Source organism: Leptospira barantonii, assembly GCF_002811925.1.
Classification (GTDB): Bacteria; Spirochaetota; Leptospiria; order Leptospirales; family Leptospiraceae; genus Leptospira; species Leptospira barantonii.
This window is the reverse complement of sequence record NZ_NPDS01000009.1, coordinates 118434-144357: the sequence shown is the minus strand read 5'-3', so window position 1 is coordinate 144357 and position 25924 is coordinate 118434. Positions and strand designations below refer to the sequence as shown.

The 25924-nt window shown below is 44.5% G+C and carries 23 protein-coding genes; 12 read left to right on the top strand and 11 right to left on the bottom strand.

What is annotated here, in order from left to right; all coding sequences use genetic code 11:
• Positions 1–157: 157 nt before the first annotated feature.
• Positions 158–1336 (bottom strand): hypothetical protein, encoded by a 1179-nt coding sequence (locus CH367_RS18520; RefSeq protein WP_100763978.1) that lies wholly within the window; start codon positions 1334–1336, stop codon positions 158–160.
• Positions 1337–1547: 211 nt separating this feature from the next.
• On the opposite strand from CH367_RS18520, the gene CH367_RS18515 reads away from it, so the two are divergent.
• The 4 genes from CH367_RS18515 (at position 1548) to CH367_RS18500 (ending at position 4750) form a co-directional block, all read left to right on the top strand.
• Positions 1548–2000, top strand: a complete 453-nt coding sequence (locus CH367_RS18515; RefSeq protein ID WP_100763977.1) for a MarR family winged helix-turn-helix transcriptional regulator — start codon at positions 1548–1550, stop codon at positions 1998–2000.
• Positions 1993–2697 (top strand): RluA family pseudouridine synthase, encoded by a 705-nt coding sequence (locus CH367_RS18510; RefSeq protein WP_100763976.1) that lies wholly within the window; start codon positions 1993–1995, stop codon positions 2695–2697. The genes CH367_RS18515 and CH367_RS18510 overlap by 8 nt, the downstream gene beginning before the upstream one ends.
• 52 nt (positions 2698–2749) lie before the next feature.
• On the top strand, positions 2750–3598 hold the full coding sequence (locus CH367_RS18505) for a hypothetical protein (protein ID WP_100763975.1): 849 nt from the start codon (positions 2750–2752) through the stop codon (positions 3596–3598).
• A 126-nt stretch (positions 3599–3724) separates the two neighbouring features.
• On the top strand, positions 3725–4750 hold the full coding sequence (locus CH367_RS18500; RefSeq protein ID WP_100763974.1) for a hypothetical protein: 1026 nt from the start codon (positions 3725–3727) through the stop codon (positions 4748–4750).
• Positions 4751–4766: 16 nt separating this feature from the next.
• On the opposite strand, the gene rsmI is transcribed toward CH367_RS18500, so the two are convergent.
• The 7 genes from rsmI to CH367_RS21030 all read right to left on the bottom strand — a co-directional run bounded on the left by rsmI (position 4767) and on the right by CH367_RS21030 (position 11596).
• Positions 4767–5603, bottom strand: a complete 837-nt coding sequence (gene rsmI / locus CH367_RS18495; RefSeq protein WP_100763973.1) for a 16S rRNA (cytidine(1402)-2'-O)-methyltransferase — start codon at positions 5601–5603, stop codon at positions 4767–4769.
• 32 nt (positions 5604–5635) lie between these two features.
• Positions 5636–6451 carry an HAD family hydrolase gene (locus CH367_RS18490; RefSeq protein ID WP_100763972.1) on the bottom strand — a complete coding sequence of 272 codons (816 nt, stop codon included), beginning with the start codon at positions 6449–6451 and terminating at the stop codon, positions 5636–5638.
• Positions 6452–7240 carry a M23 family metallopeptidase gene (locus tag CH367_RS18485; protein WP_100763971.1) on the bottom strand — a complete coding sequence of 263 codons (789 nt, stop codon included), beginning with the start codon at positions 7238–7240 and terminating at the stop codon, positions 6452–6454.
• 404 nt (positions 7241–7644) lie between these two features.
• Positions 7645–8070, bottom strand: a complete 426-nt coding sequence (locus CH367_RS18480; RefSeq protein ID WP_100763970.1) for a thiol-disulfide oxidoreductase DCC family protein — start codon at positions 8068–8070, stop codon at positions 7645–7647.
• A 64-nt stretch (positions 8071–8134) separates the two neighbouring features.
• Complete coding sequence (locus tag CH367_RS18475) at positions 8135–10294, bottom strand: alpha-glucosidase (RefSeq protein WP_100763969.1); 2160 nt, start codon at positions 10292–10294, stop codon at positions 8135–8137.
• Positions 10295–10464: 170 nt separating this feature from the next.
• Entirely contained in the window at positions 10465–11313 is an 849-nt protein-coding gene (locus CH367_RS18470) for a sulfurtransferase (protein ID WP_100763968.1), read from the bottom strand.
• A gap of 55 nt (positions 11314–11368) precedes the next feature.
• A complete protein-coding gene (locus CH367_RS21030) occupies positions 11369–11596 on the bottom strand; it encodes a hypothetical protein (protein WP_244284636.1) in 228 nt (75 codons plus the stop codon).
• On the opposite strand from CH367_RS21030, the gene CH367_RS18465 reads away from it, so the two are divergent.
• From CH367_RS18465 to CH367_RS18450, 4 genes are read left to right on the top strand one after another with little or no spacing between them, the layout of a single operon-like run.
• Complete coding sequence (locus CH367_RS18465; RefSeq protein WP_100763967.1) at positions 11546–12442, top strand: LIC11113 family protein; 897 nt, start codon at positions 11546–11548, stop codon at positions 12440–12442. The two genes, CH367_RS21030 and CH367_RS18465, sit on opposite strands and share 51 nt — an antisense overlap.
• Positions 12435–13901, top strand: a complete 1467-nt coding sequence (locus tag CH367_RS18460; RefSeq protein WP_100763966.1) for a S1C family serine protease — start codon at positions 12435–12437, stop codon at positions 13899–13901. The genes CH367_RS18465 and CH367_RS18460 overlap by 8 nt, the downstream gene beginning before the upstream one ends.
• On the top strand, positions 13898–15256 hold the full coding sequence (locus tag CH367_RS18455) for a PDZ domain-containing protein (protein WP_100763965.1): 1359 nt from the start codon (positions 13898–13900) through the stop codon (positions 15254–15256). The genes CH367_RS18460 and CH367_RS18455 overlap by 4 nt, the downstream gene beginning before the upstream one ends.
• Positions 15257–15310: 54 nt before the next feature.
• Entirely contained in the window at positions 15311–16225 is a 915-nt protein-coding gene (locus CH367_RS18450) for an ATP-binding response regulator (RefSeq protein WP_100763964.1), read from the top strand.
• On the opposite strand, the gene CH367_RS18445 is transcribed toward CH367_RS18450, so the two are convergent.
• From CH367_RS18445 to CH367_RS18435, 3 genes are read right to left on the bottom strand one after another with little or no spacing between them, the layout of a single operon-like run.
• Entirely contained in the window at positions 16205–17692 is a 1488-nt protein-coding gene (locus tag CH367_RS18445) for a hypothetical protein (protein WP_100763963.1), read from the bottom strand. The genes CH367_RS18450 and CH367_RS18445 overlap by 21 nt on opposite strands.
• A gap of 7 nt (positions 17693–17699) precedes the next feature.
• Complete coding sequence (locus tag CH367_RS18440) at positions 17700–18986, bottom strand: oligosaccharide flippase family protein (protein ID WP_100763962.1); 1287 nt, start codon at positions 18984–18986, stop codon at positions 17700–17702.
• A gap of 1 nt (position 18987) precedes the next feature.
• A complete protein-coding gene (locus CH367_RS18435) occupies positions 18988–19959 on the bottom strand; it encodes a phosphatase PAP2 family protein (RefSeq protein WP_100763961.1) in 972 nt (323 codons plus the stop codon).
• A gap of 137 nt (positions 19960–20096) precedes the next feature.
• On the opposite strand from CH367_RS18435, the gene CH367_RS18430 reads away from it, so the two are divergent.
• From CH367_RS18430 to CH367_RS18415, 4 genes are all read left to right on the top strand, one after another.
• Positions 20097–20900, top strand: coding sequence for a lysophospholipid acyltransferase family protein (locus CH367_RS18430; protein ID WP_100763960.1), 804 nt, complete (start codon positions 20097–20099; stop codon positions 20898–20900).
• A gap of 36 nt (positions 20901–20936) precedes the next feature.
• Positions 20937–24314, top strand: coding sequence for a methylmalonyl-CoA mutase family protein (locus tag CH367_RS18425; RefSeq protein WP_100763959.1), 3378 nt, complete (start codon positions 20937–20939; stop codon positions 24312–24314).
• A gap of 143 nt (positions 24315–24457) precedes the next feature.
• Entirely contained in the window at positions 24458–25108 is a 651-nt protein-coding gene (locus CH367_RS18420) for a toll/interleukin-1 receptor domain-containing protein (protein ID WP_100763958.1), read from the top strand.
• 168 nt (positions 25109–25276) lie between these two features.
• Positions 25277–25924 (top strand): hypothetical protein, encoded by a 648-nt coding sequence (locus tag CH367_RS18415; RefSeq protein ID WP_125226144.1) that lies wholly within the window; start codon positions 25277–25279, stop codon positions 25922–25924.

Below are 25924 nucleotides of genomic sequence, written 5' to 3'. Positions count from 1 at the left end.
AGTATCTCGTTTTTCGAATTCGTTTAACAAAACGATCCGTCCCGGTTTATATATCCTATAACAAACGAGGGGATCTGACAGACATCAAAATCGAAACATTCGGAACCAACGTCATACGAAACGGAACAAACAGAATCGAAAGATACGAAAAAAAATCTTATTGTGTAGCGATTCCTAATATACCCGGACCCGGAGATCCGGCAACGGTTTGAGTGACTACGGTCCAATCGGAGGGAAGACCGGTTGTGGAATAACCGAAAGCGGTAGGAACGGTTCCAGTCACCTTCGCGCCGGCGACATAGAGGTCTAACGTGGAATTATACGAAAGGGACATCCAATCCAAACCGGAACATCCAGTCATATTGGGAGCCGCACCGGAATGCCAAACCTGAGCGGTCAGACCGTAGTAATCCATCTTACATTGATTCCCAAGAACGACGATCTTATCCTTTCCTTCCACTGCGATATTGATATGACTTCCCACTCCCGTGTTTGCGGAGGCGGTACTTCCCAGAGTTGTGATCGGAGTTCCGATCTTCACGATTCCAACCGTGGGGTTTGTGTAGTTGTCGTCCCCGTATAAAAGAATCTTTCCGGACTTGAGCGCAAGAACCCCGTAACTGGAAGAAGGCATGTTTACCGAAACGGAACTTTGAGCCAAAGCGGGAACCGTAAGCTTCACGACTTCCGGGTTCACGTTGTGAATTCCGCTGAAATAGATCTCCGACGAAACGCTGTTATACGAAGAAGAATAAAGATAATCCGTACCGATATACGTGGAACCGTCCGTAAGAGAAAGATACTGCCAAGTCGATCCGTCGCTTGAAATCTGACCGAAAAATCCCACACCCGTTGTGGAATAGTTATGCGGCCCGCCCGCGATAAAATTCGTACCGCCGTATACGATCGTATTCAAGTTGTGAAGCGCGGAAGTTCCGTTCGGCGGGGAAGGATTGGGTGCGCAGGAAGAAGCGGTCCAAATGTCCGCGTCCTTGCTGGACCAAATTCCACAACCGCCGTTCGCGTTCAACGCGCCGACCGCAACCCAGGTTCCGTTTCCGAAAGCGATCGAATTGACGGAACCGTCCGTACAACCTGAGAATTTAGAATTGCTGTATGTCCAAGTTTTGCCGTCCTTGCTTGTCCAAGAGGAACATTTTTCTCCCACGGCAACAAAATGAATCGTATTCGAGGTGGAAGGAACGGAATTCACGCTCCAAACGATCTGGACCAAAAGAGCCAAAGGATTCGAGGTATCCAGACTGAATTTATCGGCCGCGGCACAAGAGGATAACAACCAGAGAGCTGAAAACAAAATGGAAATATCTTTTTTCATAATGGTCTCTTTATAATATAACCCATTTCAAAAATTCTTTTTTCAGAAAAAAGAATAAACCGAACTCCACCCGCAAATTTTAGCCGTTCCAATTCGGAATCCATGCCAAAGATACAGAGATCCGGTCTTGAAAATCGTAAACTCGGCGTACATTCCAACTTTACAATCGGGGATTAAAAAATAGAATGAAACCTAGCCCGAGTAAAAGGCAATGAAACCGAAATCCATATTCAAAGAATCCCAGGCGGAAGAAAGCACAGGATTTCTCTTTTGGCAGATCACGAATCTCTGGCAAAAGAGAATTCGAGAAAACCTATTGGCCCTGGACCTAACACACGTTCAATTTGTGTTGTTGGCGAGCCTCGCTTGGTTCGAAGAAGCTTCCCAAAAGGCGACTCAGGTTCGTCTCGCGGAACACGCAAAAACCGACGTGATGATGACCTCCAAAGTATTGAGAAGTCTCGAAGCCAAAAAACTTCTCACAAGACAACCCGATCCCGAAGATTCGAGGGCGAACTGTCTCTTTCTAACCTCGGAAGGAAAAGAACTCGTGGGTAAGGCCGTTCATATCGTTGAATCCACGGACAAACTTTTTTTCTCCATTCTTCAGGACGAAAAAAATTTCAGAAGCTCGCTTTTGGATCTAAGACAGAAGAATGCCTGAAGAACATTCGAATATTAAAATATTCTACGAAACTGATTCTTATCTGATCGCGGAAAAACCTCCCGGAATTCCGGTGCACGCGACCAAGGATTCCAAACGGGAGAATTTCACGGATCGTCTTCAAAAACAACTTTCCCTCGAATATCTAAGAACCGTAAACCGTTTGGATTTGGACACGAGCGGTCTCGTTTTTTTCTGCAAAAACCCAGATAAAAACAAGGAGGCCGACACGATCCTCAAGGCGTCCGAAAAAATTTATCTCTGCGTATGTTCCGGCATAGTCGAGGAAAAACACTTTACGGAAATCTGTTATATCAAGGATGGAAATAAAAAAGTTCGAAAGGTTTTTTCGGGTGGGGACAAGGCGATAACGGAATTCATCACGCTCAAGAGCGAAAAAAAGGAAGGATATTCCGTTCTTCTCGCAAAACTTCATACGGGACGAAGACATCAGATTCGATTTCACCTAAGCGAAAAAGGCCATCCGATTCTGGGAGATACTGTCTACGGAATTTCCGCCGAAACAAAACGAACACCTCACGCGAAACGTTCCCTCTTACACGCGTTAGGGATTTCTTTTCAAAGTGAAGACGGAAAACAGGAAAGAATTTTTTGCCCTCCCCCATCCGACTTTCAAAAATTTATGAGCGGGGTCGTATTGGATTCTTCCGTTTTTTCTCGATTCCCCATAAAATAGAAAGACAAGGAACGGCACTTAAGAGATGGTTTCTTCCCGACGGGAGACACCTATGGAGAATCATTACGCATTGATCATCGGAACGAGCGGAGTCGCAGGACAAAGCGCGGTTCACGCAATCCGGGAATACGCAAAATCCAAAAACGAAACTTGGAAGATAGTTGCAACTACGAGCAAAAATTCTCCCTTGCAGGAAGCGGATCTTACAATCACCGAAATCAATTTGGACGAACCCGATCGTTCGCTTTCCCGTCTTTACGAAGAACTTGCAAAAAACGGAATATCAAAACTCGATCTTTTCGTTTATACTCCCGCGAGGGGAAATCTGGGTTATCCCGTTTCGGAAACGCCGGAACAGGACGTCAAAGACGCATTGAAGTTCTGTGTGGATCCGATGATCGCAGTCGAAGAAAAATTAAAACCCGTTTTGACCGTGGGTTATTCCGCGTATTATTACAGACCTCATCTTCAACCGTTCTACGGTTCCCTTGCTTTTGTTAAAAAGAAAATGGAAGAATGGGCTTTAGAAAAACCGAATCAAAGAAAGATCATCCGCGCCGGTTCTTTTTTCAGCCAGAGCGTTCGAGGCATTACGATCATTCTGCAAAGAATGGGAAAAAAATCCCAGGACAAGGATCTACAGAACCTTTTGAAACTTCAAAAAGAATCGGGTTTGAGTTTTCCGGATTTCTTTTTGGAATACGTCGCCAAACAGGAAGAATCCTCTTTTAAGGATCGATTCCCGGGAATTCCATTTCGTCTAACGTCTGCAGACGATCTCAAGGACGCTTTAGTCCGAATCTTACACGGAGAATCGGCCCCGATCGTATCTCTTGTAGGCGCTTGGACTTGGACGGAGACTTCGCTTCCGGAAATGCCCGAGTATTTGAAGAAGTTTTGATGTTTAGAGCGAGAAAAATTTTGTATCCGCAGAAAAACCGGAAGTAATGAAAAGAATTCGAATGAACGGAAACACAAAAAAGAGATCGGAACTAAAGTTCTTAGATAAAAAATCGATAGCATTCTTATGAATCGAATTTCAAGTTACAGCTTCTCTTTGTTTTTCTTTTTATTTTTCGTCGTTCTCGAAATTGCCGCTCAAGAGGATCCGAGCAATCCCTCCTTAAGTCAGGAAGAAAGAAATCGAATCATAGCAAAACAAGAAGATCGTTGGGAAATATCCAAATCTTCTTCGAACGTAAGTTCGTTAGGCTTTTCGATTTTAAAACCCTTTTTCGGATCCTTTCTTTCCTATCGGGAAACTACTTTAGACGCGGGCGACTTAAGACTCAAAATTCCCGCAGGAGCTTTCTCTGATTCTCAAAAAGTGGAAGTAAGGATTACGATTCTAAGAAATCATGCGGATTTTCTCTTTGCGGGAATTCCCACGCAGATTGGCTCCAATCTTCTTTTGGAATCAACCGGTATGTTTTATCTCGCTTTTTATGACGATGAAGGTAAACGAATCGAACCTAAAAAATCTTTGACCGTGGAAGTTCAACCCCTGGCGAACCCGACAGATTCGAACGTATATCGTTTTTCAAAAGGAAGTTGGGACTTAGTTTCTACCGATAAGAATACGACTCAATCAAACAATACAACTGCAGACGCATTTGAATCGGAATTTCCGTTTCAAATTTATTCTAAAATTCAAGCCTCAGGCTGGTGGAATTTCGATAAACCCCAACCGGAGTTCACTTGTCTGGAAGGAAAAGTGGACGCAAAGAATAGGCAGAACTTTTCGGTTCAGGCAATCGGACTCGATTACTATGGAACGAGTTATGCGAACGTAACTGCGAACGGAAATTTTAGAATCAACGTTTTAAAAGATAAAAAAGTGAAACTGATAATCACTAACTTTTCCAACGTAAAAGCAGGTTCCAAACAAATCGGTTTTTTACCGGCGATTCAAACACAAAATAAAACCGCGTTCTCCTCAAAACTCTCGGATCCTTGTCAAAGGATTTCGGACATTTCCCCGTTTCCGATCTCCGAATCCGTCTTTAACGATCGATCGACATTCTTAAAGACAATTGATATGCCGGATTTATAATATTCTAATGGATCTTTTATTTTTGACCCGGAAAACCTTTCGAAGAAGTTTTTGGACCGCCTTTTCCGAACGATTTTGAATTCGGTTTTTTACGATCCTTCGAGAAAGGTTTCGTCGATTTTTTCTCTTCCTTAGGATGAGATTTTGACTGCGATTTTCCCTTTCTTTGCGAAATCACGATCACCGGATTTCCTTTCGGAAGACTATCCGCGATTTTCAAAAGTTCGCCGACCCTTCCGCGAAATTGAAATTCGGATTCGAGAGTCAAATCCAAACAAAGAAAGATCTGTCTTTCCTCTCCGCTTTCCTTTAAAACGAAATCGAGATCGTGAAGAACCGCCTTATAACGATACGGCGTTTCGTAAAACACGATCGTATGACCCGGTTTCAGATAACGTTCCAATTCCTTTTTGCGATCCGCGGATTCTCTCGAAAGAAAACCGCAGAACGTAAACGGAGAAATCTTAAAACCGGAAATACTCAATGCGGCTCCAAACGCGATCGCACCGGGAGCGCTGTACACGCGCCCTCCCCGTCTTAAAACTTCTTGGACGAGTTCGCGACCCGGATCTTCGATGCCGGGAGTTCCCGCATCGGAAACTAAAACCGTAAGATTCGAATTCATCACGGTTTCACCGAGACTTACGATTTCTTCGAAGGTGGTATGTTCGTTGCAAAGTAGAAATTCTTTGGAAATGGAAAGAGATTTGAGAAGAGTGGAAGTCGTTCTGGATTCTTCCCCGATTACGATATCGGCACTTTTTAAAAGTTCCATAGCTCTTACGGTCAAGTCTCCGGGATTTCCCAGGGAAACCGACACCACAACGAGCGTTCCTTTTTCGTAAGGTTTCATATTTTAGAATATTATAAAATTAGAAAGTTTATCTAAACGGAAACACGATCCAAAACGGCCCATTCTCCGATCGCCTGAATCCGGGTCGACTTCGGAGGAACCACACCCTTACCCCGATCCAAAAAGATTCCAGCGCCGCTCGCCGATTCCAGCAAAGGAAAATCGTTGATCGAATCCCCGAACGCAAGATCGGCAAACGCTCCAGTCGCGTTCTTGAGTCTTTCGACCTTTCCCTTTCCGTATGTGAACGGTTCTACGATTTTTGAGGAATGAATTCCATTCTCGATCGAAAGATTCATGCCCAATACACGATCTTCCGGAATTCCGAACAATGGAGAAACGGATTGAATGATTTCTTGCGGAGAAGCGGTCACGATCCAAACATCCCAGCCGCTTAAAAGAAGATGGTCCACGAGTTCCTTCATCGGCTTGTAAATTTTTACGGAATGAGAACCCGGATCGGACGCGTGATCGTTCCAAACTCGTTTGGAAATTTTTTTCAATTCTTCCGGAGAATGCCCCGAAAAAATCCAGGAACTCCAACGGTAAGAAGCCTCAAGCCCCGACTTGGATTGGATCGATTCGTATTCGGAAAGAACCAGAGAACGAAATCGGGAAGAATCTCGAAAGCGAGTAGCGAGGATCTCTTCCACATTCTCCTTTGCAAAAAAAGAAGAGATATCTTGTTTGAAAGCGGGAACTCCTTCCGAAAGAAAAAGTTCCATCACAGCCTCGCCGAAATCGTTTCTTACAAGTGTATTATCAAAATCGAATGCGGCTTTCCCGGGTGAAGTCCGGGAAAGAATTTCATAGACGGGCGGATTCCAAAAATCCCGCGTGATCGACACTTATTGTTCGATTGTCTCCCGGGCGATCGCCACACGAGCCTCGGAAGAAGATTGAAAAACGGGAAGATAGTGTTCCGGATTTAATACGACATTCTGATAACGAACTTCGAAGTGCAAATGAGGACCGGTCGTATGCCCCGTGTTTCCGGAAAGTGCGATGATCTGTCCCTTCTTCACCTTATCCCCTTCCTTTACATATAGAAGAGAATTGTGAGCGTAAAGAGTATTGATCCCGTTGATTCCCGGATGGGAAAGAAGCACCTTGTTTCCGTAACCGCCGTCTTTTTTGGATTCCAAAACGACTCCGTCCGCGGCCGCGATCACGATCGAACCGGTAGGACAAGCGATGTCCACACCGGAATGCATCGCGTTCCATCTTCTTCCCAAACGGGAAGTCACGAAAGAATGTTTAAAGCTGATCGGCCAGATGAATTCTCTTTGATCGGTACGAAGAATTTCGCGTCCCTTGTCTTCGAGAAGAAGGCTTCGTGTAAAATTATCGTTATAAGGGAAGAATACGGGTTCGTTTACGGGAATTCTTTCGTTGTCCGGAATTCCGTTCACCCTTTTGATTTCGTGTTCGGTGGTTCCAAAGTTATGAACGAGGTCGCCCACGGATTCCTTAACGCGGTTCGGAACGATCCAGATTCCTTCCAGACCTCTGTAAGTCTGAAGATATTGATTATCGAGTTTGATTTCTTCGAGATTGGTATTGGCAAAGGACTTTATGCTGAAAAAGAGCCCGAGAACAGTCAATGCCGCCAGAATGTAGCCAGTTTTTCTTTTCATATCGTTTATTCCAAAATATGTCGCCAACAAAAACCCCGGAATCCGAGACCTAAATTGAACGTCGGCAACGGAAAACAACTTCTGAAGTCAGTCTTCTCGTTTCGGGATTCCATTCAAGGATTTTTCGACGGAATTCCCAAAGTTAAAATCGAAGATATAGGAAGATTTAGAGTCGTTTTTGTTTATTTTAGAAGCAATTCTATGATTTTTATTCTTTTAAGCGATTTTTTGCGTCCTCGGGGATTACAAGCCGAGACTATTGAGAATGGATTCTTATTTGATCTTGTGGTAGTTCCTACATTTTCCGAAGACAGAGCTTACCTTGAGTCGATCGTGTATGAGTTCCCACATTCTCGGGAAAAAACTTTTTGCACCGCAACAAGAGCGAGTCGTACGTTCTGTTTTTATTCTTCCAAGAACCTGGATTTTAAACTTGGATCGGGCATACGACACGCTTCCAGACGACCGAACCATCGATAACGGTTTCTTGCGATCCAATCATAGATAAAATCGCGAATCATACTCGGGACCCAACGAAAGAAAGGAAGAATTCTCCAGGGAAACGAAAGATGAGCGCAGATTTTCAAAACCGCGTTCGACTTTTGATGGAGAATTCCGTTCTCCAAAAACAAAACAGAGTTTGGCGCTTCCCCCGGTTCCGTTTTTTTCCCGAGAATCCGCGCCGCGGCTTCCGATTGAAGACTCGCAAACTTCAGATTTTTACGAGCGTTCGCATCGATGAAGAATAAAACGGCCGCATTACAAAGATTGCATACTCCGTCAAAGAACACGATCGGATATTCGGGGATGTCGCCGGTGGAAGGTTCCATTCTATTCTTAGACTCAATGTTTTCGACGAACGATCCATTTGCCGTTCTCGATCATCACAATCTCTTATCGTTTGAACGGAAGAAGAGCGGACTTCAACTTTCCATACCAAGGCCCGTTCTTTTTTAGAAAGACGGCAGGAACGCCTAACGGAGCTTCTACGTCGACCTCGCTTTTACCGATGAAAGTTTTTCCGGTCCAAAGATGTTCCCATTCTCCTTCGGGAAGATAACCGGAAACGGAGGATTCTCCCTTTTCCAAAACGGGAAGAACCAAAAGATCCTCTCCGAGTAAAAACTCCCTTTGGATAGAATGAGTTTGATCGTCGTTTGCATAGTGTAGATACAACGGACGAACAACCGGAAGTCCGGTCTTCGACGCTTCTTTCACAAGAGATTTGAGATAATCTTTCAATGCGAAGTGCATCTTCGCGTATCTCGCAAACTCTTTTACGGTTTCTTCGTCCGAATACGGTTGATGATTTTTTTCGGGACGATTTCCTTCGTGTGTTCGAAAGACCGGACTGAATACGTTCAATTCCGCCCAACGTAAAAAAAGTTCTTTGGAACGATGATAGTTTCGAATCGGATTGTTGATCGTTGTGTATCCGCCGATGTCGCTGTGATTGAGCGAGATTCCGCTTAAGCCACCGGATAAAAGTCCGGTCACTGCGGATACGATTCCGTCGTGTTCTCCCCAACTCACCATCTGATCCCCTTCCCAAAAGAGAGTGGAATGTTTCATAGATCCGCTAAAACCGGATCTTGTAAAGAATACGACCTTTCCTTCTTTACCCGCTTTGCGGATCGCCTCGCGGTTGATTCTCGCCCATTCCGCGGGATACACGTTATGGTAAACCTCTGCGGAAATTCCGGAATGAAGTTTTGCGTCGAGAGGAAGCCATTCTCCGAAATCGGCCATCCATCCGGAAAGACCGACATCGATCATATTTTTTTGAATCACGATTTGAATCCACTTCACGGCTTCCGGATTCGTAAGATCCAAAAGAACGGCGGGAAATCCCACTGTTTGAATTTCGTAATCCTTTCCGTTCTTATCCTTTACGAGATACCCTTTTTGAACGGCTTCCGCATACAGAGGTCCTTCCGTAGCCAAAAACGGATTCAAATATCCTAATACATGAATTCCTTTTGCGTTTAGATCGGCGCAGAATTTTTTGAAGTCCGGATACGAAGTTTCATCCGCGATCCATCTCCACCAAAGTTGAGAACCGAAAGTTGTCTTTCTTCTTCCCGCCCAATCCTGAATCCAAAGCGCCGTGATCGGATTCCCTTCCTTCTTTGCGGATTCGATATGTTTGAGAACGGTTTCCTTTCCGCCTTGTATTCCGAGCCAGGTTCCATAAGCCCAATCCGGAAGTTCGGGAGCCCTTCCCGTCATTTCGGTAAATTTCTGAACGAGACGCACGGGGGAAGAATCCTTCCAAATTCTTCCTTGAAGACCGTTCTCACGAAATTCGATCGTGATCGTATCGGATTCGGAAAAATCAAACTTAGAATACGACGAATTTTCAAAATACACCGATCTGTTTTTGGAAGTTAGAAAAAACGGAATCGGAGCGTATGTGGAATATTCGTTTCCACCCGCGCCCGCGGTAAGGTTCGCACCCGCAGTGATCGGTTGATCCCCTCTTCCGATTCCTTGCTCTTCGCTTAACAAAAACGGGGTTTCTCCTTTTAGATTCAGATGACTGAATTGTTCTCCGAGTCCGAAAATATTTTCGGTTTCATCCGAACCGATTCTTAGATAGGTGCGATTTAGGGAAGAATCCTCGATCTTGATTTTAAACTCGAGGGAGGTTTCGTCTAACGGACGAAATACGATCTCGTAGGCCGAGGCGCAGTTCTTTCCTTCCAATCTTCCGAGGATCTTCAGATCGGTCGTCGAAGGAAGAATTTTTTCTATACTCTGAGAATCGCAAGAAGCTGAGATTTCATCTTGGATGTGGAAGGTCGCAAACTTGGATTTTACTTTTTGTTCTCCCTTGCCTGCGGATAAAAACGGTTTTGTTAGGGAAAGTTCAAGAAAACTTCCCGCGGAAGAACGGATCTCTAAAACATTCTCCCTTTGAATCGATCGATATCCTTTTCCAAAGGAGAATTCTTTTTCAACGGGAAGAGAGATTTTTGTGTAACTGGAAAAAGGGCCGGAACACGCGAAGATTCCCAAGGATAAGAAAATCGAAACAACCCATCGTAAGAACATTCAGTTCTCCTTATAAAACGAATAGATACCGAATTACAAGGTTCCTCTGAAAAAGCCAGTTCTTATTATCGAGGAAAGAGAAAGTTTCCGAAGTCAAACGTTCCGAAGAACGTTTGTTCAGACTTTGTTCGAAGTGATTTTTGAGTTCTTCTTTGAAGATAGAGAAGAATTTATTTGCGATCCACGCCGCCGACTCGAGGAGCCGCGCCGCCCGCACCCGTTTGTCCGTAAACGGAAACCGCTTGTTTCGGAAGACTGGATCTTCTCCATTCAAACCAAGAACCTTGGTATGTATGAACGTCCAGATATCCGACTTCTTTTAACATCAAAGCCAAAAGAGAGGATCGTGCACCGTTGTAATCGTAGATCACGGTGGTTCTTTCCGGCATAAACGGAAAGGATCTCAACTTTTTATTGAACTGCGTCTTTTCGATCAGATTGCCTTGACCGTCGTAAAGAATTCTCCAGTCCCAAAGAAACGCTCCGGGCAAACGACCGCATAACGAGCCCGGTTCGGGCGCGGTAAGTCTTGGTAGTTTTCCTTCGTATTCTTCTTGGGTTCTCGTATCGAAAATTTGAAGTCGGGTTAAATTTTTCTCGAGAAATGCCTTGTCCACAATCCCTTCGAGTTTTTTCGGTTTATCGCCGGGCCCGATTTCCATTTCCTTGGAGCCTTTTTCCTGAGAAGTTCCTTCCGCAGGCCAACGGTTTCCGTATAAGAACGCGTTTTGATAACCGGCCGCTCTCAAAAGATAAACCATTCTCGAAGCGAACATTCCCATTCCTTCGTCGAAGGCGATCACTCGAGCACAGTCGTCTTTTTGTACGAGTTTTAAAATTTCTTCCAAAGGACCGGTCATCTTTTTTTGAGATTCCGCATCCGAAGCGAAAGCCTTTTTGATAAAAGGAAAACTATACGCTCCTTTCAGAGTAGATTCCTGATAACCGGTGGCCGAACGGCAATCGATTAAAAAATCCTTATCATTCAATTCAGTTTTTATAAAATTCCAGCTGGACAAGCAAACCTACCCTATCGATTCGAAATGAGTTATTCTCAGAATTTAACCATTATTTTTAGCCTGAGAATTCCGATGTACTTTTTTTTAAAAAACATCGCAAATTTGAGACATAAGACTTTATAAAAATGAAAACCGAAATTCTTCTCGAAACCGGATTCGGAAAAAATTTCCATACGTTTCTTTCTACGGAAGAATTTAACATCGGGGGGTCAAGGGGCCGATATTCTAAACAATGAGAAGAGAACTCAGGAAAGACTGTACTTTGTCCCGAATATTTCCCGATGTACCGAAGACGATTCGGTTTATCTGCGCGTATGTTCTCATTCTTTCGTTTTTTTCAATCGGAAACGTCCAAGCAGAAAACGAATCCTCGGATTCGTTTCAAGAACGCTTTCATTCTTTCTTAAAGGAATTTCAAAAACGTCCTTCTTCGTCCTTGGCTCGTTCGTTTCGTTCCCGATATTCCTCTTTTGAACCTCCTAAGTCCTGCGGCTTCGAAGAAACCGGTCGTTTCGAAAAGGTGGTTTATCTTTCTTATCATTGTAAGGAAGAAAAGTGGCCTGGCTTTATTTATCTCGGAACGGGCAACGAGTTTTGGAAAAATTCTTCCGTTCGAGTTTCGTTCGGAGAGGTTTTAGAAATCGGCAAGAAGGTATTCTTAGAAGTAAAACCTTCTTATGGAGAATGGTATAAGGAAGATTCTTCCTTGGACTTTAAAAAACAAGGTAAGAAGGACAAGGACCCGATCCGACCTCAACCTCCCAAAGAATACAAGGATAACTTCGGTCTTCGTTATTTTTTGAGCATCGCCAAACATCCGGCCAAACGGGATTTGAAAAGCGGAAAGGAAATCTTTTTCGATTCCAACTGTCCGTTGATCTTTTTGAAAAAGGATTCCGACTTTTATTGGGAGAAGGCGGTTTATTATTCCTTTCAAGCGAGTTGTGTTCCCTCTTCGCCCTATTCTTTCATCCGGATTCGCTCCGACTTTTTGGGAAAGATCCGCTTGGACGACAAGGACACCGATCAAATCCAGGAAGGCGCGAAGTATTTGGGAAAACTCAAAATCCATTCCATCGAAGCGGATAAAATTCTCTGGGAACAGGAAGCGGAAATCTACAATGAATAAATCGTTTCAGAATATTCTAATTTTATTAAGTGTCTTTTTCGGTTCCGCTCTTTCTGCGCAGAACGGGAATTCGGCGGACCTAAAGGCTTTGCTCGACAGCGTTGTCATCATCCGAAGCGATACGTTCTCCGAAAAAGAGGAATCGAGCGGCTATTCCGAAAAGTCCATCAATCGGGACGCGGGAACCGGAATGGTCATCGCGGGGAATCGGATTCTTACGAACGCGCACGTCGTTTCCAACTCGGGTTATCTAAAGGTAAAACATTTCAATTCCAGCAAGTTCTATAAGGCGAGCGTTCAATATCTCGGATTCGACTGCGACCTCGCGATCTTAAAGGTCGAAGAGGAAGAATTCTTCAACGGCGTGGAACCTTTGGAAATTTCGGACGTATCTCCCGCCTTAGGAAGTAATCTTTTGATTCTCGGTTATCCGGGCGGAGACGACAATATCACATTAGAAAACGGGAATGTTTCCAGACTGGAACGAATCCGTTATTCGTTTACGGGTTTGGATTATAGAAAGGCGATCCGAGTCAACGCAAACATCGTTCCGGGTTATTCGGGCGGTCCCGCGATTCAAAACGGTAAGGTTGCGGGAATCACGTTTCAAGTCAGTCAATCCCAAGGGAACATTGCGTATTTGATTCCTCCGGAGATCATCAATCATTTTCTAAAGGACGTCGAAGACGAAACCTATCACGGGTTTCCGTTTCCCGGTTTTAGTTTTCAAAACGGTTATTCTTCATCGTTGAAATCGTATCTAAAAATTCCGGAAGGTTTGAACGGAATTCTGATCAACACGGTTTATCCGGATTCTTCCTTTTCGGATCTTTTAAAACCGGAAGACTTCGTGTATAAGATCGACGAATCTTATCTCAACGACGAGGGCGGGATCATGGACGCCGGCGGCGGCGGGGGTTTCATCGGAGAGACGATCGAGAACAAATTCATCGGTGATCAGGTTAAGATTTTCTTTTATCGTAACGGTAAGAACTACAAGGTGGAAGGAACTCTCAAACGCGTTCCCACGATGGATCTTTACAGACAACAGGGAACGAGCGCGAGTTTTTTATCCGGCGGTTTTTTGTTTCAGCCGGTCAACCGCGCACTCGCGGGCGGGGATTCCAAACGTCTGGAAAGTTCTCTTCGTTATCATTACAGTTATTATATCCAAGACGAGTTGTATCGTTTTACGGAAAGGGATATCATTCTTTCCGGAGTTTATCCGGATCCGTTGAATTCGAAATACGCGGGTTATCGTTATAAAATTTTGGAATCCATCAACGACAGAACCCCTTCCAACCTGGACGACTTCAAATCTCTTTGGAAAAAATTCTATGGAGGAACGATCACTTTGAAATTCAGAGGGGTCAATCTTCCGATCGTAATCGATCAAGATACGATCGATAAGATCAATGTTCGCATTAAAAAACGCTTCGACGCGGAGGCGGACGAATGATTTCCTTTTTCTCGAAACGCGCATTTTATCTTTTCCAGATCGCGGCGATTGTTCTTTTGAGTTTTACTCTGCCGACCTCTCTCGAAGCGGAAACGATCCTCGTACATTTTAGAAAATTCTCTCACCAGAATCCTTGGCAAAAGGGATCTCATTACGAAAGAAAGGTTCCCGCAGTGGTAGTCGATCCGGACTTCTTACTGGCGCTTTTACCTCCGGGTGAACTTCCGCTTTTTTCGGAAATGAATCCGGATACGAGACCGGGAACCCGCTTGTATATTTTCAAACACGATCCGGAAACCGGTTTGGCTCTTTTTTCTCATAAGGGAAAATTCTCCGCAAAAAGAAAGGCCTATTTGGGAGGAGCTCATCATTCTACCTGTTCCGGTTTTTTTCCGAAATTGGAATGGAGTCATCCCGATTTTTCCAATTCTATCCTCAGGATGAGCAGACAATCCAGGGAGGAAGGCGGAGAAAGAAAATTCTTATATTCGAAAAACATAATTTGCGGATATTCGGACGGACGTTGGAACGTTCCCTCGGAATATCTTTCCGCTTTCGCAAACGGAGCTTCGAGCAATCCGATTTCTCATCCCGGATTCTCCTTCGACGACGCTCTTACGGGTCCCGAAAGAAAATTTTATTTTCCGGATTCTTCATACGGGGTCGTGGTTTCCGAGGTTCTTCCCGGAGTCGGTCCGGTTCACAACTTATTTCCTGGTGATGCGATCTACAGCGTCAACGGTCAGGGATTTTCCCATCAACCGGATAAACAGGAAATTCTTTCCAGAATTCTTACGAGAAACCATCATATCGCGCTTCCGGGTACATCGGTTACGCTCGGAGTTTTTCGCGCCGGAAAAAGAAGAGAGGTCACCTATTCCTTAAAAAGTTATACGGAAGAATTTTTCTTTATACCTTCCAAATCCGGAACAAAACCTCCCGCTTATCTGATCAGCGGCGGACTTTTTTTCACCGAACTTACGGGAGCTTATTTGAAGGAATCCGGCGACAAGTATCGCGAGAATTCGGATAAAAAACTTCTTTATCTATACGAATCCTTCAACAAGAAAACTCATCCCGAAAAAAATCGACTCGTATTCATCAGCAGAGTGTTTCCCGATTCTTCCAATCAAGGCTTTCACGATTTTCAGGATCAGATTTTGGAATCCGTGAACGACAAAGCGGTTCGTTCGCTTTCCGATCTTAAGGAAATTCTAAAGGAGAATCGAGACCAACATATCGTGTTTCGTTTTTCAGGAAATCGGATTGCGACGTTTGAAAAAGAACAACTCCAAGGCCTGAATCAGAAAATTCTCGCAAATTATAACCTGGACAAACTAGATAATTTAGACTGATAATATCTTGACGGATCTATTCGGGAAATGTAATGTTTGAGATCGGTAGATCCAATGCGAATTCTTTTTTTAGACGACGAAGAAGTGATCCGAGATTTGTTCCGAGAAATATTCGGAGCATTTCACGATCTTACCTTGGCGGGAACCGCCGAAGAAGCCCTCGAAATCTGCAAAAATAAAAGTTTCGATCTGATCGTAACCGACGTTCGTCTTCCTAAGATGAGCGGAATCGACTTCGTGTCCAAACTGAGAGACATAGGAGTCAACACTCCCTTTATCGTCATAACGGGCAATCAAGACATCGACGTTTCGATCCGCGCGCTCAGACTCGGAGCGGTCGATTTTTTCATCAAACCCTTTCGAATGGATGCGATTCGTCATTCTCTGCAGAAATTCGAGAATTTATTTATTTCCAGTCAGGAACTGATCGGCAAAAATCATTTTCAACTTACTCAGTTCAAACAACAATTTTCGATCAAACCCAGTCTTAAAAATCTGAATCAATACGTGAACTTGGTGATGCGTTCCATTTCCTTGATTCCCGGCATTCATACGGACGATCTTCTCGCGATCAAACTCGCATTGTATGAACTTCTCGGAAACTCGATCGAACACGGTTCCGCGGGAATCAACTACGAGAACAAATCGAAACTTCTTTCCTCCGAAGTGAACTACTTCGATCACGTGGATCGAATCTGCGACGCTCTGAACGAATCCGTTCAACTGGAGATCGGTTTTGAAAATCAAAAGGTTTACGTTTCTCTAAAGGACCACGGCGCTGGTTTCGATCCTTCCAAGGTTCCCGATCCAGTAACCGATCCTACCGCGAGTCATCTTTCGGGCAGGGGAATTTTTTTGGTGAGAATGAACGTGGACGAACTCGTTTACAACGATATCGGAAACGAGGTTCGTTTTAGCAAAACCTTAAAAAAAGAACTTCCAACACCTTCAAAAGTAAACACCGGCTGAAAGATAAACTCTGGAATATTCCCGGATTTCTTCCTTGGTTCTCCATTCTTCGAAAAGAATCCTTTTTTCGCGCTGAGGATCGACATACGCATAAGATAAGCTCATTAGAATATACGCATATTCTGATTGATAACCGCCCGTAAGAATTCCTTCCCAACCGTGCCCCATCGGCGAAGACGAAGAAAGTATCATCCCCTGAGCCGTCCATTTTTGTTCCCAGTTTTTTTGAATTCCGAGTTGGATCAGTTGAATTCCCTTGTTCTCAAAGTTCGGTTTGGACGCGGTTCCATCCTCGGAAAACACGTTTCCGTTTTGTAAAAGAAGACTCTCCATCAACAAGAAGGAAGTTTTTCCTCCGTATCCTCTCGGGTCGGTACGAATGCCCGCGTATCCGTCCGACTTTCGATCGGTTCTTAAATCCCCGTCTTTGGAAGAATAAAATCCTCCCAAAAAGTAAGAAGCCTCGGGTCTTTCCCAAATCAGTTTTGTTCCGAACAAACTCGCGTTCGTGGACCCCGAGGTTTGATAACTTTGAAACGCGTCGAGTCCGTACTGTCTCGAACCGGTTACGTGAATCGCGTCCGCGTCCAATTTGAGTCCGAAAAATTTCGCGCTGGAGAATTCAAATCCGTAGTATTGATATTGTCCATAGGGTCTGAACGGAGACGAGCTCAAAAACAGATCCCCCTTTACGATTTCCTGTCTGGATTCCTTATACAAATAGTAGAATATTCTAAAATTCTGAAGGAAAGAGTTCTCCAGAACCTGCACACTTCCGCCGGAAATCCGCTCTGGCGATTCGTTTCGATCCCGTTCCGTATATAGGGGAGAATTTTGAAGTTGCACTCCGATCGCGGACGCGGTGATTCCGAGGGGTTTCCAGTGAAATTGAAATTCTCCATAGTTTAAAAATCCTACGAATAAAAATCCGTTTCGATCGAGTCGTTGATAGCCCCTTCCCGCTTCAATCCCAACCCGAAGCGCTGGCGATTCCCAACCTGTAACCCACAACAATTCTCCGTCCGCACCTCTTGTCGTCGTTTTGGTTCCGTTTAGGTTTTCCTCGTATTGTAAAAAGGGAGATATTAGAATTTTATGATAAAAGCGTTCGCTTTTGTTTCGAAAACCGACCTCGGGACTTGCGATTCCTCTGGAAAAACTTCGATCGGCTTGTTCTTCCTGTGTTCCCCCTTTTTGGGTCAAACCTCGGTAAAGCGCGGTGAAGTTTGCGTAAAAGTTTCCGGGTTTTGTTTCGAGTTCTTTTTCGGTTTCGTCGAACCTTCCCTTTCCGATCAGATCTTTTTTTCCTTCTTTTAGAAACAACAGATCGTCGAGTTTATACCGAGAATACGATTCTGCTTCGACAGAAAATTGCAGGATTTGGAATATACAAAAAAAAGAAAATACCAAACGAACGGGAGAAAAAAAATAAAAATTTTGATTTCTCGCGGAACTCAATTGTCGCATCGCTGAATCATCTTCGAAAGAAGGCTAAAAAGTATCCGGTCAAGATCAGCCAAGATACGATCTGCCCCAAGAAATAAGAAGAAGCCGCGCCGGTCGGTCCGTACTCGGGAATCAAAAGATTAGCCAAAACCAATCCGCAGACAAGTCGGATCAATGCGAGGAAGGCGAGCATTCTCGGTTGACCTAACGCGAATAAGGCGATTCCGAGAGGTGAAAAAACCAACTGAAGCATATAGTTCGGATAGAGAATTTGAAAAACTCCGATCGAATCCGCGTATTTTCCGCGAAAGAGCAGATTCAAAATCCATTCCGCAAGAAAAAATCCGGGCGATAAAAGAACCGCCATTCCCACCGCGAGCAACATGGACTTCCAAAGAAACTTAGGAAATTCTTCCGAATCGACAAGCCTGGAAAGTTTCGGGTAGATGAGCGAGTTGATGACCGAAAATAAAATCACAAACCCGCTGAACAACTGTAAGGCGGTTCCGTAGACGGCCGCGGATTCCTGAGAATGATACCACTTCAAAAAGAAAATCTCCATCCTGTCCGAAATCATCGCAAAGATGGAAGCAAGAAACGCGTATCCGTTGAACGAAGTAAGCGTGGAAGTCATTTCCCGAATTCCGTTCTTTTCTCCGCTCCAATAGAGTTGTTTTCTCGGAAACACGAAGAAGAACAATACTAAAACGAACAAAGGAGAAGCCGTGAAGATCGCGAGTATGTCCAGATGCCCAAGAGCTCGTTCGGTCAAGTGATCCGCTCCGTATAAAACGAGAAGTCGGATTAAATTCGGAAGAGGATTCCAAAACGATAGGGAAATATAATTTCCGAAACAGATGAAGATACTTTCAAAAAACGAATTGAAGGAAAGTATAAAACTTCCAAGCACGAGTAACGCAACCACGACCGAACTTTCCCTCAAAAGAAGGGCTCCGATCAAACTGATCAGCGCCAATGCACCGAGCGCGCCGAGTTTGATGAGCATCGAAGAGGACAAAAGGATTCCTATCTTTTGTTTGTCCTCGGTTACGGGGGCCAAAAATTTTACGAGAGCCGCGGGAAGTCCGAACTCCGCGATCGCAAGCAACACCGGAAGAAACCCGGCGTAGTATTGAAAAAGTCCATTCTCACTTTTTGTGAGTATGTTTACGGAATAAACCATAAACACAAGATTGAGTAAGGAAGAGATCGCCTTTGATACGCTGACGAAAAGGGAAGACTTGAACATTCCGGATTTACGGAACTGAACCAGAAGGTTCGAAATTTTTTGCATCTTCCCCGGGAGATTCAACATTCTATTTTTTTAAATCGGCTTTTCCCTTCCAGCGATCCAAAATGTATACGGAGAAAAAAGCGATGTAACTGCTAACGATCCCGTACCTGAGGTATCTTGCAACCGGATTTTCTGGGAACAGCTTTTGAACGACGATGCCGGGAAGAATATAAAAAACGAGTATTCCCAAAATCAAAATCGCCGCTCTTCGAATCGTTTCCGAAAGAGAATCCGGTCTTCCCCAATCCAAGGAATGAAACTTGGACAAAAGAATTCCGATCATAAATCCACCCAAGGCGCCGCTCGCTGAAATCACACTTTCATACGATTTCATTTTTTCCAAAGAATCCAAATGAGAATGCAGAAGCACGGCAGGCAAAGTCAGTACGACTAGGATCAAAGAAATCGTTTTCGTGTTTGAAAGATTCTGAGCTTCGAAAGGTTTCGGAGATTCCAACTCGGGAAAGGATCGGAATAAAATCTCGATCAAAACCAAACACAAAAGACCGAGTATAAAACCGCCCAAGGTATCGCCCGCAAAGTGAACCCCGGCGAACATTCTGGAAAACGGCATAAAAAGAAGAATGAATAAGGATAACGTTCGGATCGTTTTGTTTTTTACGTGAAGAAAAATCAAACCCCAGATCACAACGGATGTTTGAACGTGCCCCGATGGAAATCCGTATGAAAATTCGGTCAAGGTTCCCGGCCCGTTCCAAGGAAGCGTGGGTCTCGGACTTTCCAACAAAGCCTTTGCGATTCCGTTGACGATTCCGGTCGTAAGTAGACCTACTCCGAGTCGGATTCCGAGTTTACGATTTAGAAAAACGTAAACGCTGGAAAGAAGAATCATGAAGAATGTGTTTCCGCCGAGATGATGAAAGACCAACGTGATCGTGGCAAAGATCGGATCGAAGGAAGATCCTCGCAGAGATTGTAAAAACGTTTCGCCGAACCAAAACGAATCTTGAAACCAACTTATATTTCCGCTCATCTCTCAATATCTCCTAACTTGTTCTTATAAACTCGTATTCGGGACCGAAAAATCCAACTTGATGGATTCGATTCCATTCGGTACAATGAATTCTAAATCCAATATTTATTGAACACTCGTTCGAAAAGCAGACCTTGATGGAAACCCAAACAGAATCCGACCTTCTTGACAGCCTCTTTCTGATTCCAAGAGAACCCGTTAAACAATTTTTAAAAACTCTTCTCCACCTCGTGTATTCGGTGGAAGTTACGGGTCTTGAAAACGTTCCCGAATCGGGAGGCGCCGTTCTGATTTCGAATCATACGGACAACCTGGATGTAATCGTACAGGGAACCTCCGTTTTAAGAAAAGTGATTTATCTTGGAAAATACGAATTGTTTCATCCTCAGGAAACCGTTTTGGATTTCCTAAACAACCCCGCTTCTCCCTTGAATACTTTCCCTCTCAGTTTGATGAAACAAACCCTCGTCACCGCTCTGAACGCTCTCGGAGATATGCAGGGAAAACAACTCATCCACTGGGGTGGTCATCCCATCCTAAGAGCGCATAACGTGAAGGACGCGAAGTCCGCCGCAGTCTACTACGAGGACCTGGAAAACTATATGGTCGAACTCATTCAAAGGGGAGAATTGATTTCGGTTTATCCGCAAGGGACCAGAACCGAAAACGTAACCCCCGGATCCTTCAAAGCCCTTTCGGCGAAACTCGCGATTCGTGCGGGAGTTCCCATCATCCCGAGCGCGATCAAAGGCGCCTGGAGAATGATGAAACCCGAAGCCTTTTTGACCGGCAAGGCCTTCGGTGCAAAAATCACGTATAACATCGGTAAGCCGATCTACCCGAAGGATTTTCCGAAGGAACCTTTGAAAAAAGCCGCAAAGATGGTGACCGAGGAACTGGAGAATCGGGTGAGAAAACTCATCGATACTCCGGAAAGCTAAATTAGAATTTTATAATTTTAGAATAGAAGAATCTATATGGAAACGCAAATTTATACCCCAAGACACAAGGTCCGTTTTATCACCGCCGCATCCCTATTCGACGGACACGACGCTTCGATCAATATCATGAGAAGAATTCTCCAGGCTTCGGGAGTGGAAGTGATCCATCTGGGACACAACCGTTCCGTGAGCGAAATCGTGGAATGTGCGATCCAAGAGGACGCGCAAGGGATCGCGATCACGAGTTATCAGGGCGGTCACGTGGAATATTTCAAATATATGATAGACCTTTTGAAGGAAAAAGGCGCGGGTCATATCAAGGTTTTCGGAGGCGGAGGCGGAACCATTCTTCCTTCCGAGATCCAGGAACTCGAAGCCTACGGAGTGACTCGAATTTATTCGCCGGACGACGGAAGAGAACTTGGTCTCCAAGGAATGATCAACGATCTCATTCGCAAGTCGGATTTTATTCCCCCTCTTACGTTCAACGGCACGTTACATTCTTCCTTAAAGGATAAGAATCCGTTGGCGATCGCACAAACGATCACTCTCGTCGAGAACACGTTCGAAAGAGAGGAACTCGAAAAATCCGCGTTAACCGAAAAGTTGAACTTCCCACCCGGAACCAAAACCGTTCCGATCCTTGGAATCACGGGAACCGGCGGCGCGGGAAAATCCTCTCTGACGGACGAACTCGTTCGCAGATTTCTCGTGGACTTTCCGGATAAAACGATCGCGATCCTTTCGGTGGATCCTTCCAAAAGAAAAACCGGGGGCGCGCTCCTCGGAGATAGAATTCGGATGAACTCGATTTCCCACGAACGCGTTTATATGAGATCCTTCGCGACAAGAGAAGCGAACATTGCGCTTAACAAAAACGTTAAACGAAGTATAGACGTTTTAAAAAGTGCGGGTTTCGATCTGATCGTCGTGGAAACCGCGGGGATCGGCCAGAGCGATTCGGAGATCACCGAAGTCGCGGACGTCGCGTTATACGTCATGACTCCGGAATACGGAGCGGCCACACAGTTGGAAAAGATCGATATGATCGACTACGCGGATCTGATCTCCATCAATAAGTTCGACAAAAGAGGCGCGTTAGACGCTCTTAGAGATGTAAAAAAACAATACCAAAGATCCAGACAACTCTTTGATAAGAATTTGGACGAGATGCCCGTGTTCGGAACGATTGCCTCCCAGTTCAACGATCCCGGAACCAACGGTCTCTACGCAAACGTAATCGGCGCCCTTTCCAAAAAGATGAATCTCGGTTGGGAATCCTCTTATGGAAAAGAGGAAGCGATGAGCGAAAAAATATTCATCATTCCGCCGGACCGAGTACGTTACCTTGCCGAAATTCGGGAAGAATGCGTTCGTTACGATCAGTCGACCGAAAAGGAATCGGAAAAAGCAAGAAAACTGTTCCAGTTAAAAGGTGCGATCGAAATCCTAAAGGCGGGAAAACAGGACACAAACATTCTAGAATTAGAATATTCTAAAATTGAAAACTCCCTTTCTCCCGAGGCCAAAAAAATTCTTTCGACTTGGGAAGAAAAACTGAAGAACTATCAGGGAGAAAACTTCACGTATAAGGTCCGAGATAAGGAAATCAAGGTCGCGAACACTTCCCTTTCCTTGAGCAATTTAAAAATTCCGAAAGTGGCGACTCCTAAGTTTAAGGATTGGGGAGAAATCGTACGCTGGTCCTTTCAAGAAAACTTTCCGGGAGAATTTCCGTTCACCGCGGGCGTATTTCCGTTTAAAAGAACGGGAGAGGATCCGACCCGGATGTTCGCCGGAGAAGGCGGACCCGAAAGAACAAACGCACGGTTTCACTACGTCAGCCTTGGAATGCCCGCACAACGTCTGTCCACCGCCTTCGACTCGGTCACATTATACGGAGAAGATCCGGGAGTAAGACCGGATATCTACGGTAAGATCGGCAACTCCGGAGTTAGCATCGCAACCTTGGACGACGCGAAAAAATTGTATTCCGGTTTCGATCTTTGCAACCCGACCACTTCGGTTTCGATGACGATCAACGGACCCGCGCCGATGGTGCTCGCGTTTTTTATGAACACCGCGATCGATCAGGCCTGTGAAAAATATATCAAAGCCAACGGACTCGAAAAAGAAGTCCGTCAAAAAATCGAAAGTATCTATAAGGCAAAAAATCTGCCGGTTCCAAAATACAACGCTCCGATTCCGGAAGGAAACGACGGACTCGGTCTTATGTTGTTAGGCGTGACCGGAGACGAGGTTCTCGACAAGGAAGTTTACGAAAAGATAAAACGCGAAACCGTGAAGGTGGTTCGCGGAACGGTTCAAGCGGACATCCTCAAAGAGGATCAAGCGCAAAATACCTGTATCTTCTCCACCGAGTTCGCATTAAAAATGATGGGAGATATTCAGGAATACTTCATCACGAATCAGATCCGTAACTTTTATTCGGTTTCCATTTCGGGTTATCATATCGCGGAAGCCGGAGCCAACCCGATCACTCAGGTCGCGTTCACACTCGCAAACGGTCTGACCTATGTGGAATATTTCTTAAGCAGAGGAATGAGCATAGACGACTTCGCGCCGAACCTTTCGTTTTTCTTTTCGAACGGAATCGATCCCGAATACGCGGTGATCGGAAGGGTCGCGAGAAGAATCTGGGCCAAGGCGATGAAAAATAAATACGGAGCTAACGACCGTTCGGCGATGCTCAAGTATCACATTCAAACTTCGGGAAGATCTCTTCACGCACAGGAGATCGCGTTCAACGATATCAGAACCACTCTGCAAGCTCTGTATGCGATCTATGACAATTGCAATTCTTTGCATACGAACGCATACGACGAGGCGATCACCACCCCTACGGAAGAATCGGTTCGTCGTGCGATGGCGATTCAGCTCATCATCAACCGAGAACTCGGTCTTGCCAGAAACGAAAACCCGGGTCAGGGTTCGTTCATCATCGAAGAACTCACCGATCTTGTGGAACAGGCGATTCTCGGAGAATTCCATAGAATTTCGGAAAGAGGCGGAGTTCTCGGAGCGATGGAGATGATGTATCAAAGAAATAAGATCCAAGAAGAATCCTTATATTACGAATCCTTAAAGCACAACGGAGAATTTCCGGTGATCGGCGTGAACACTTTCTTAAGCAAGGAAGGTTCTCCAACGGTCATTCCTAAGGAAGTGATTCGTTCAACAGACGAGGAAAAACAGTCTCAGATCGGAGCTTTGAAGGAATTTCAAAAACGCAACGAACAAGACCTCGAGGATCGTCTGCGGAAATTGAAAAACGCGAGTCTTTCCAACGGAAACATCTTCGAGGAACTTATGGAAACATCCAAAAAAGTCTCCTTAGGACAGATGACACACGCGCTTTACGAAGTCGGCGGACAATACCGAAGAAGTATGTGACGGGACTTCTTAAGTCTCTTTACGCCCTTACGATCGTTTATCCGTAGTTAGTCGATTCTTTCATTTTCCGAATCTTGTCTAAAGATTAGGGAAGCGGAATTTGTCGGCTAACACGGTTATCATGTTCGTTAGAGTGTCGCAAAATGAAAGCCTTTATCAGTTACTCCACCGTAGACAAATATATCGCAGGTAAAATTCAGAATATACTCGATCGATTCGGAATCGAGTCGTTCCTCGCGCACGAAGACATACAAGTCTCCTCCGAATGGCAGACCGTAATCTTAAACGAATTGAGAAAATCGGATCTTTTCGTGGCGCTTTTAAGCAGAGAATACGAAGCTTCTCCTTGGTGCGAACAGGAAGCGGGCATAGCCGCGTTTCGCGAAATGACGCTCGTCTTTCTTTCCTTGGACGGAACCGTTCCGAAAGGGTTCGTGGGTAAAACTCAATCCGCAAAGATCAAGGAAGAAACACTTTCCATCAACGATCTGATTCCGGGAATCATCCGCTGTAATTTTTCAGTGGGAACGAATATGATCGTGGATCTCATCGGCAAGTCTCGTTCGTTCAGACAAGCGGAAAAGAATTTTCAGATGATTCTTCCTTATATGGATCAAATGAAGAAATCGCAGATCAAGGAACTTCTCAAACGTTCCGCCAACAATCGACAGGTTTACGACGCGGGTTTATGCAAGAATCGGTATATTCCGTCTTTATTGAAGGATTATCGGTATCTGCTTTCGAAAAGGACGCTTGCGATTTTGGAAACGGGAGATGTCAGGAATGTTTCTTAGTGTGGCTGAAAAGTTGAGTGGGGCGAATTTACAAACGTAGTATAAACGCAAAATCGATGACTGTCGCATAAACTCCAGATCTGCAAAATTGGGGTAGCAAACTCGAAAAAATCTGCATTCTTAAGTTGAATACTAAATCTTATTCGAATATTTCGTGGATTAACCGTTATGCTTAAATTTTTATCTTTATTCATTATCTTATCTCTAAGCATTTTTGCAGAATCGGAAAGTTTAAACAATAGGGAAAAAGAAATTGATGATCTATTAAAGACGGTTGTTACTCCTAAAGCCTGCATACCCCAGCGCCAGGATCTTTGCAATGTCTTGAACGAATTTCAAAACGCCGCGGGAGAATTACCTTTAAAAATAAAAAGAACCTTTACTTTAGGCCGAATATTTTCCGCTCATATTAATTTTAAACAAACCTGGGAATATGGACGCACATGGTCGGTCGCTTTTCTCGAAAAGGAAGATGACAGCTTAAAATTAGACGCGTTTCGGATGGAATCCGAAACGGAGCAAGAAATCGCCGATTCAAAGGCCTTAATTTCTCAGATTGAAAAAGGCGAAATCACTCTGGAGAATTCCTCATATTTATTCTTAAAGGATTTAGATAAGAGTGTTTCCTTGAAAGGATGCAATAAATTCGAAAGAACATATCTCTGCGAAGGCAATCGAAATCATTTTAACGAAATCTATCTTAGATTCGATAAAGGCTTTCTTTATATATTCGCTTTTGGGTTAGTAACCAAAAGACAAGGAAGCTGGGATCGCATTCCAGGATTTTATATTTCTAAACTTCCGTTGCCGAAGTAG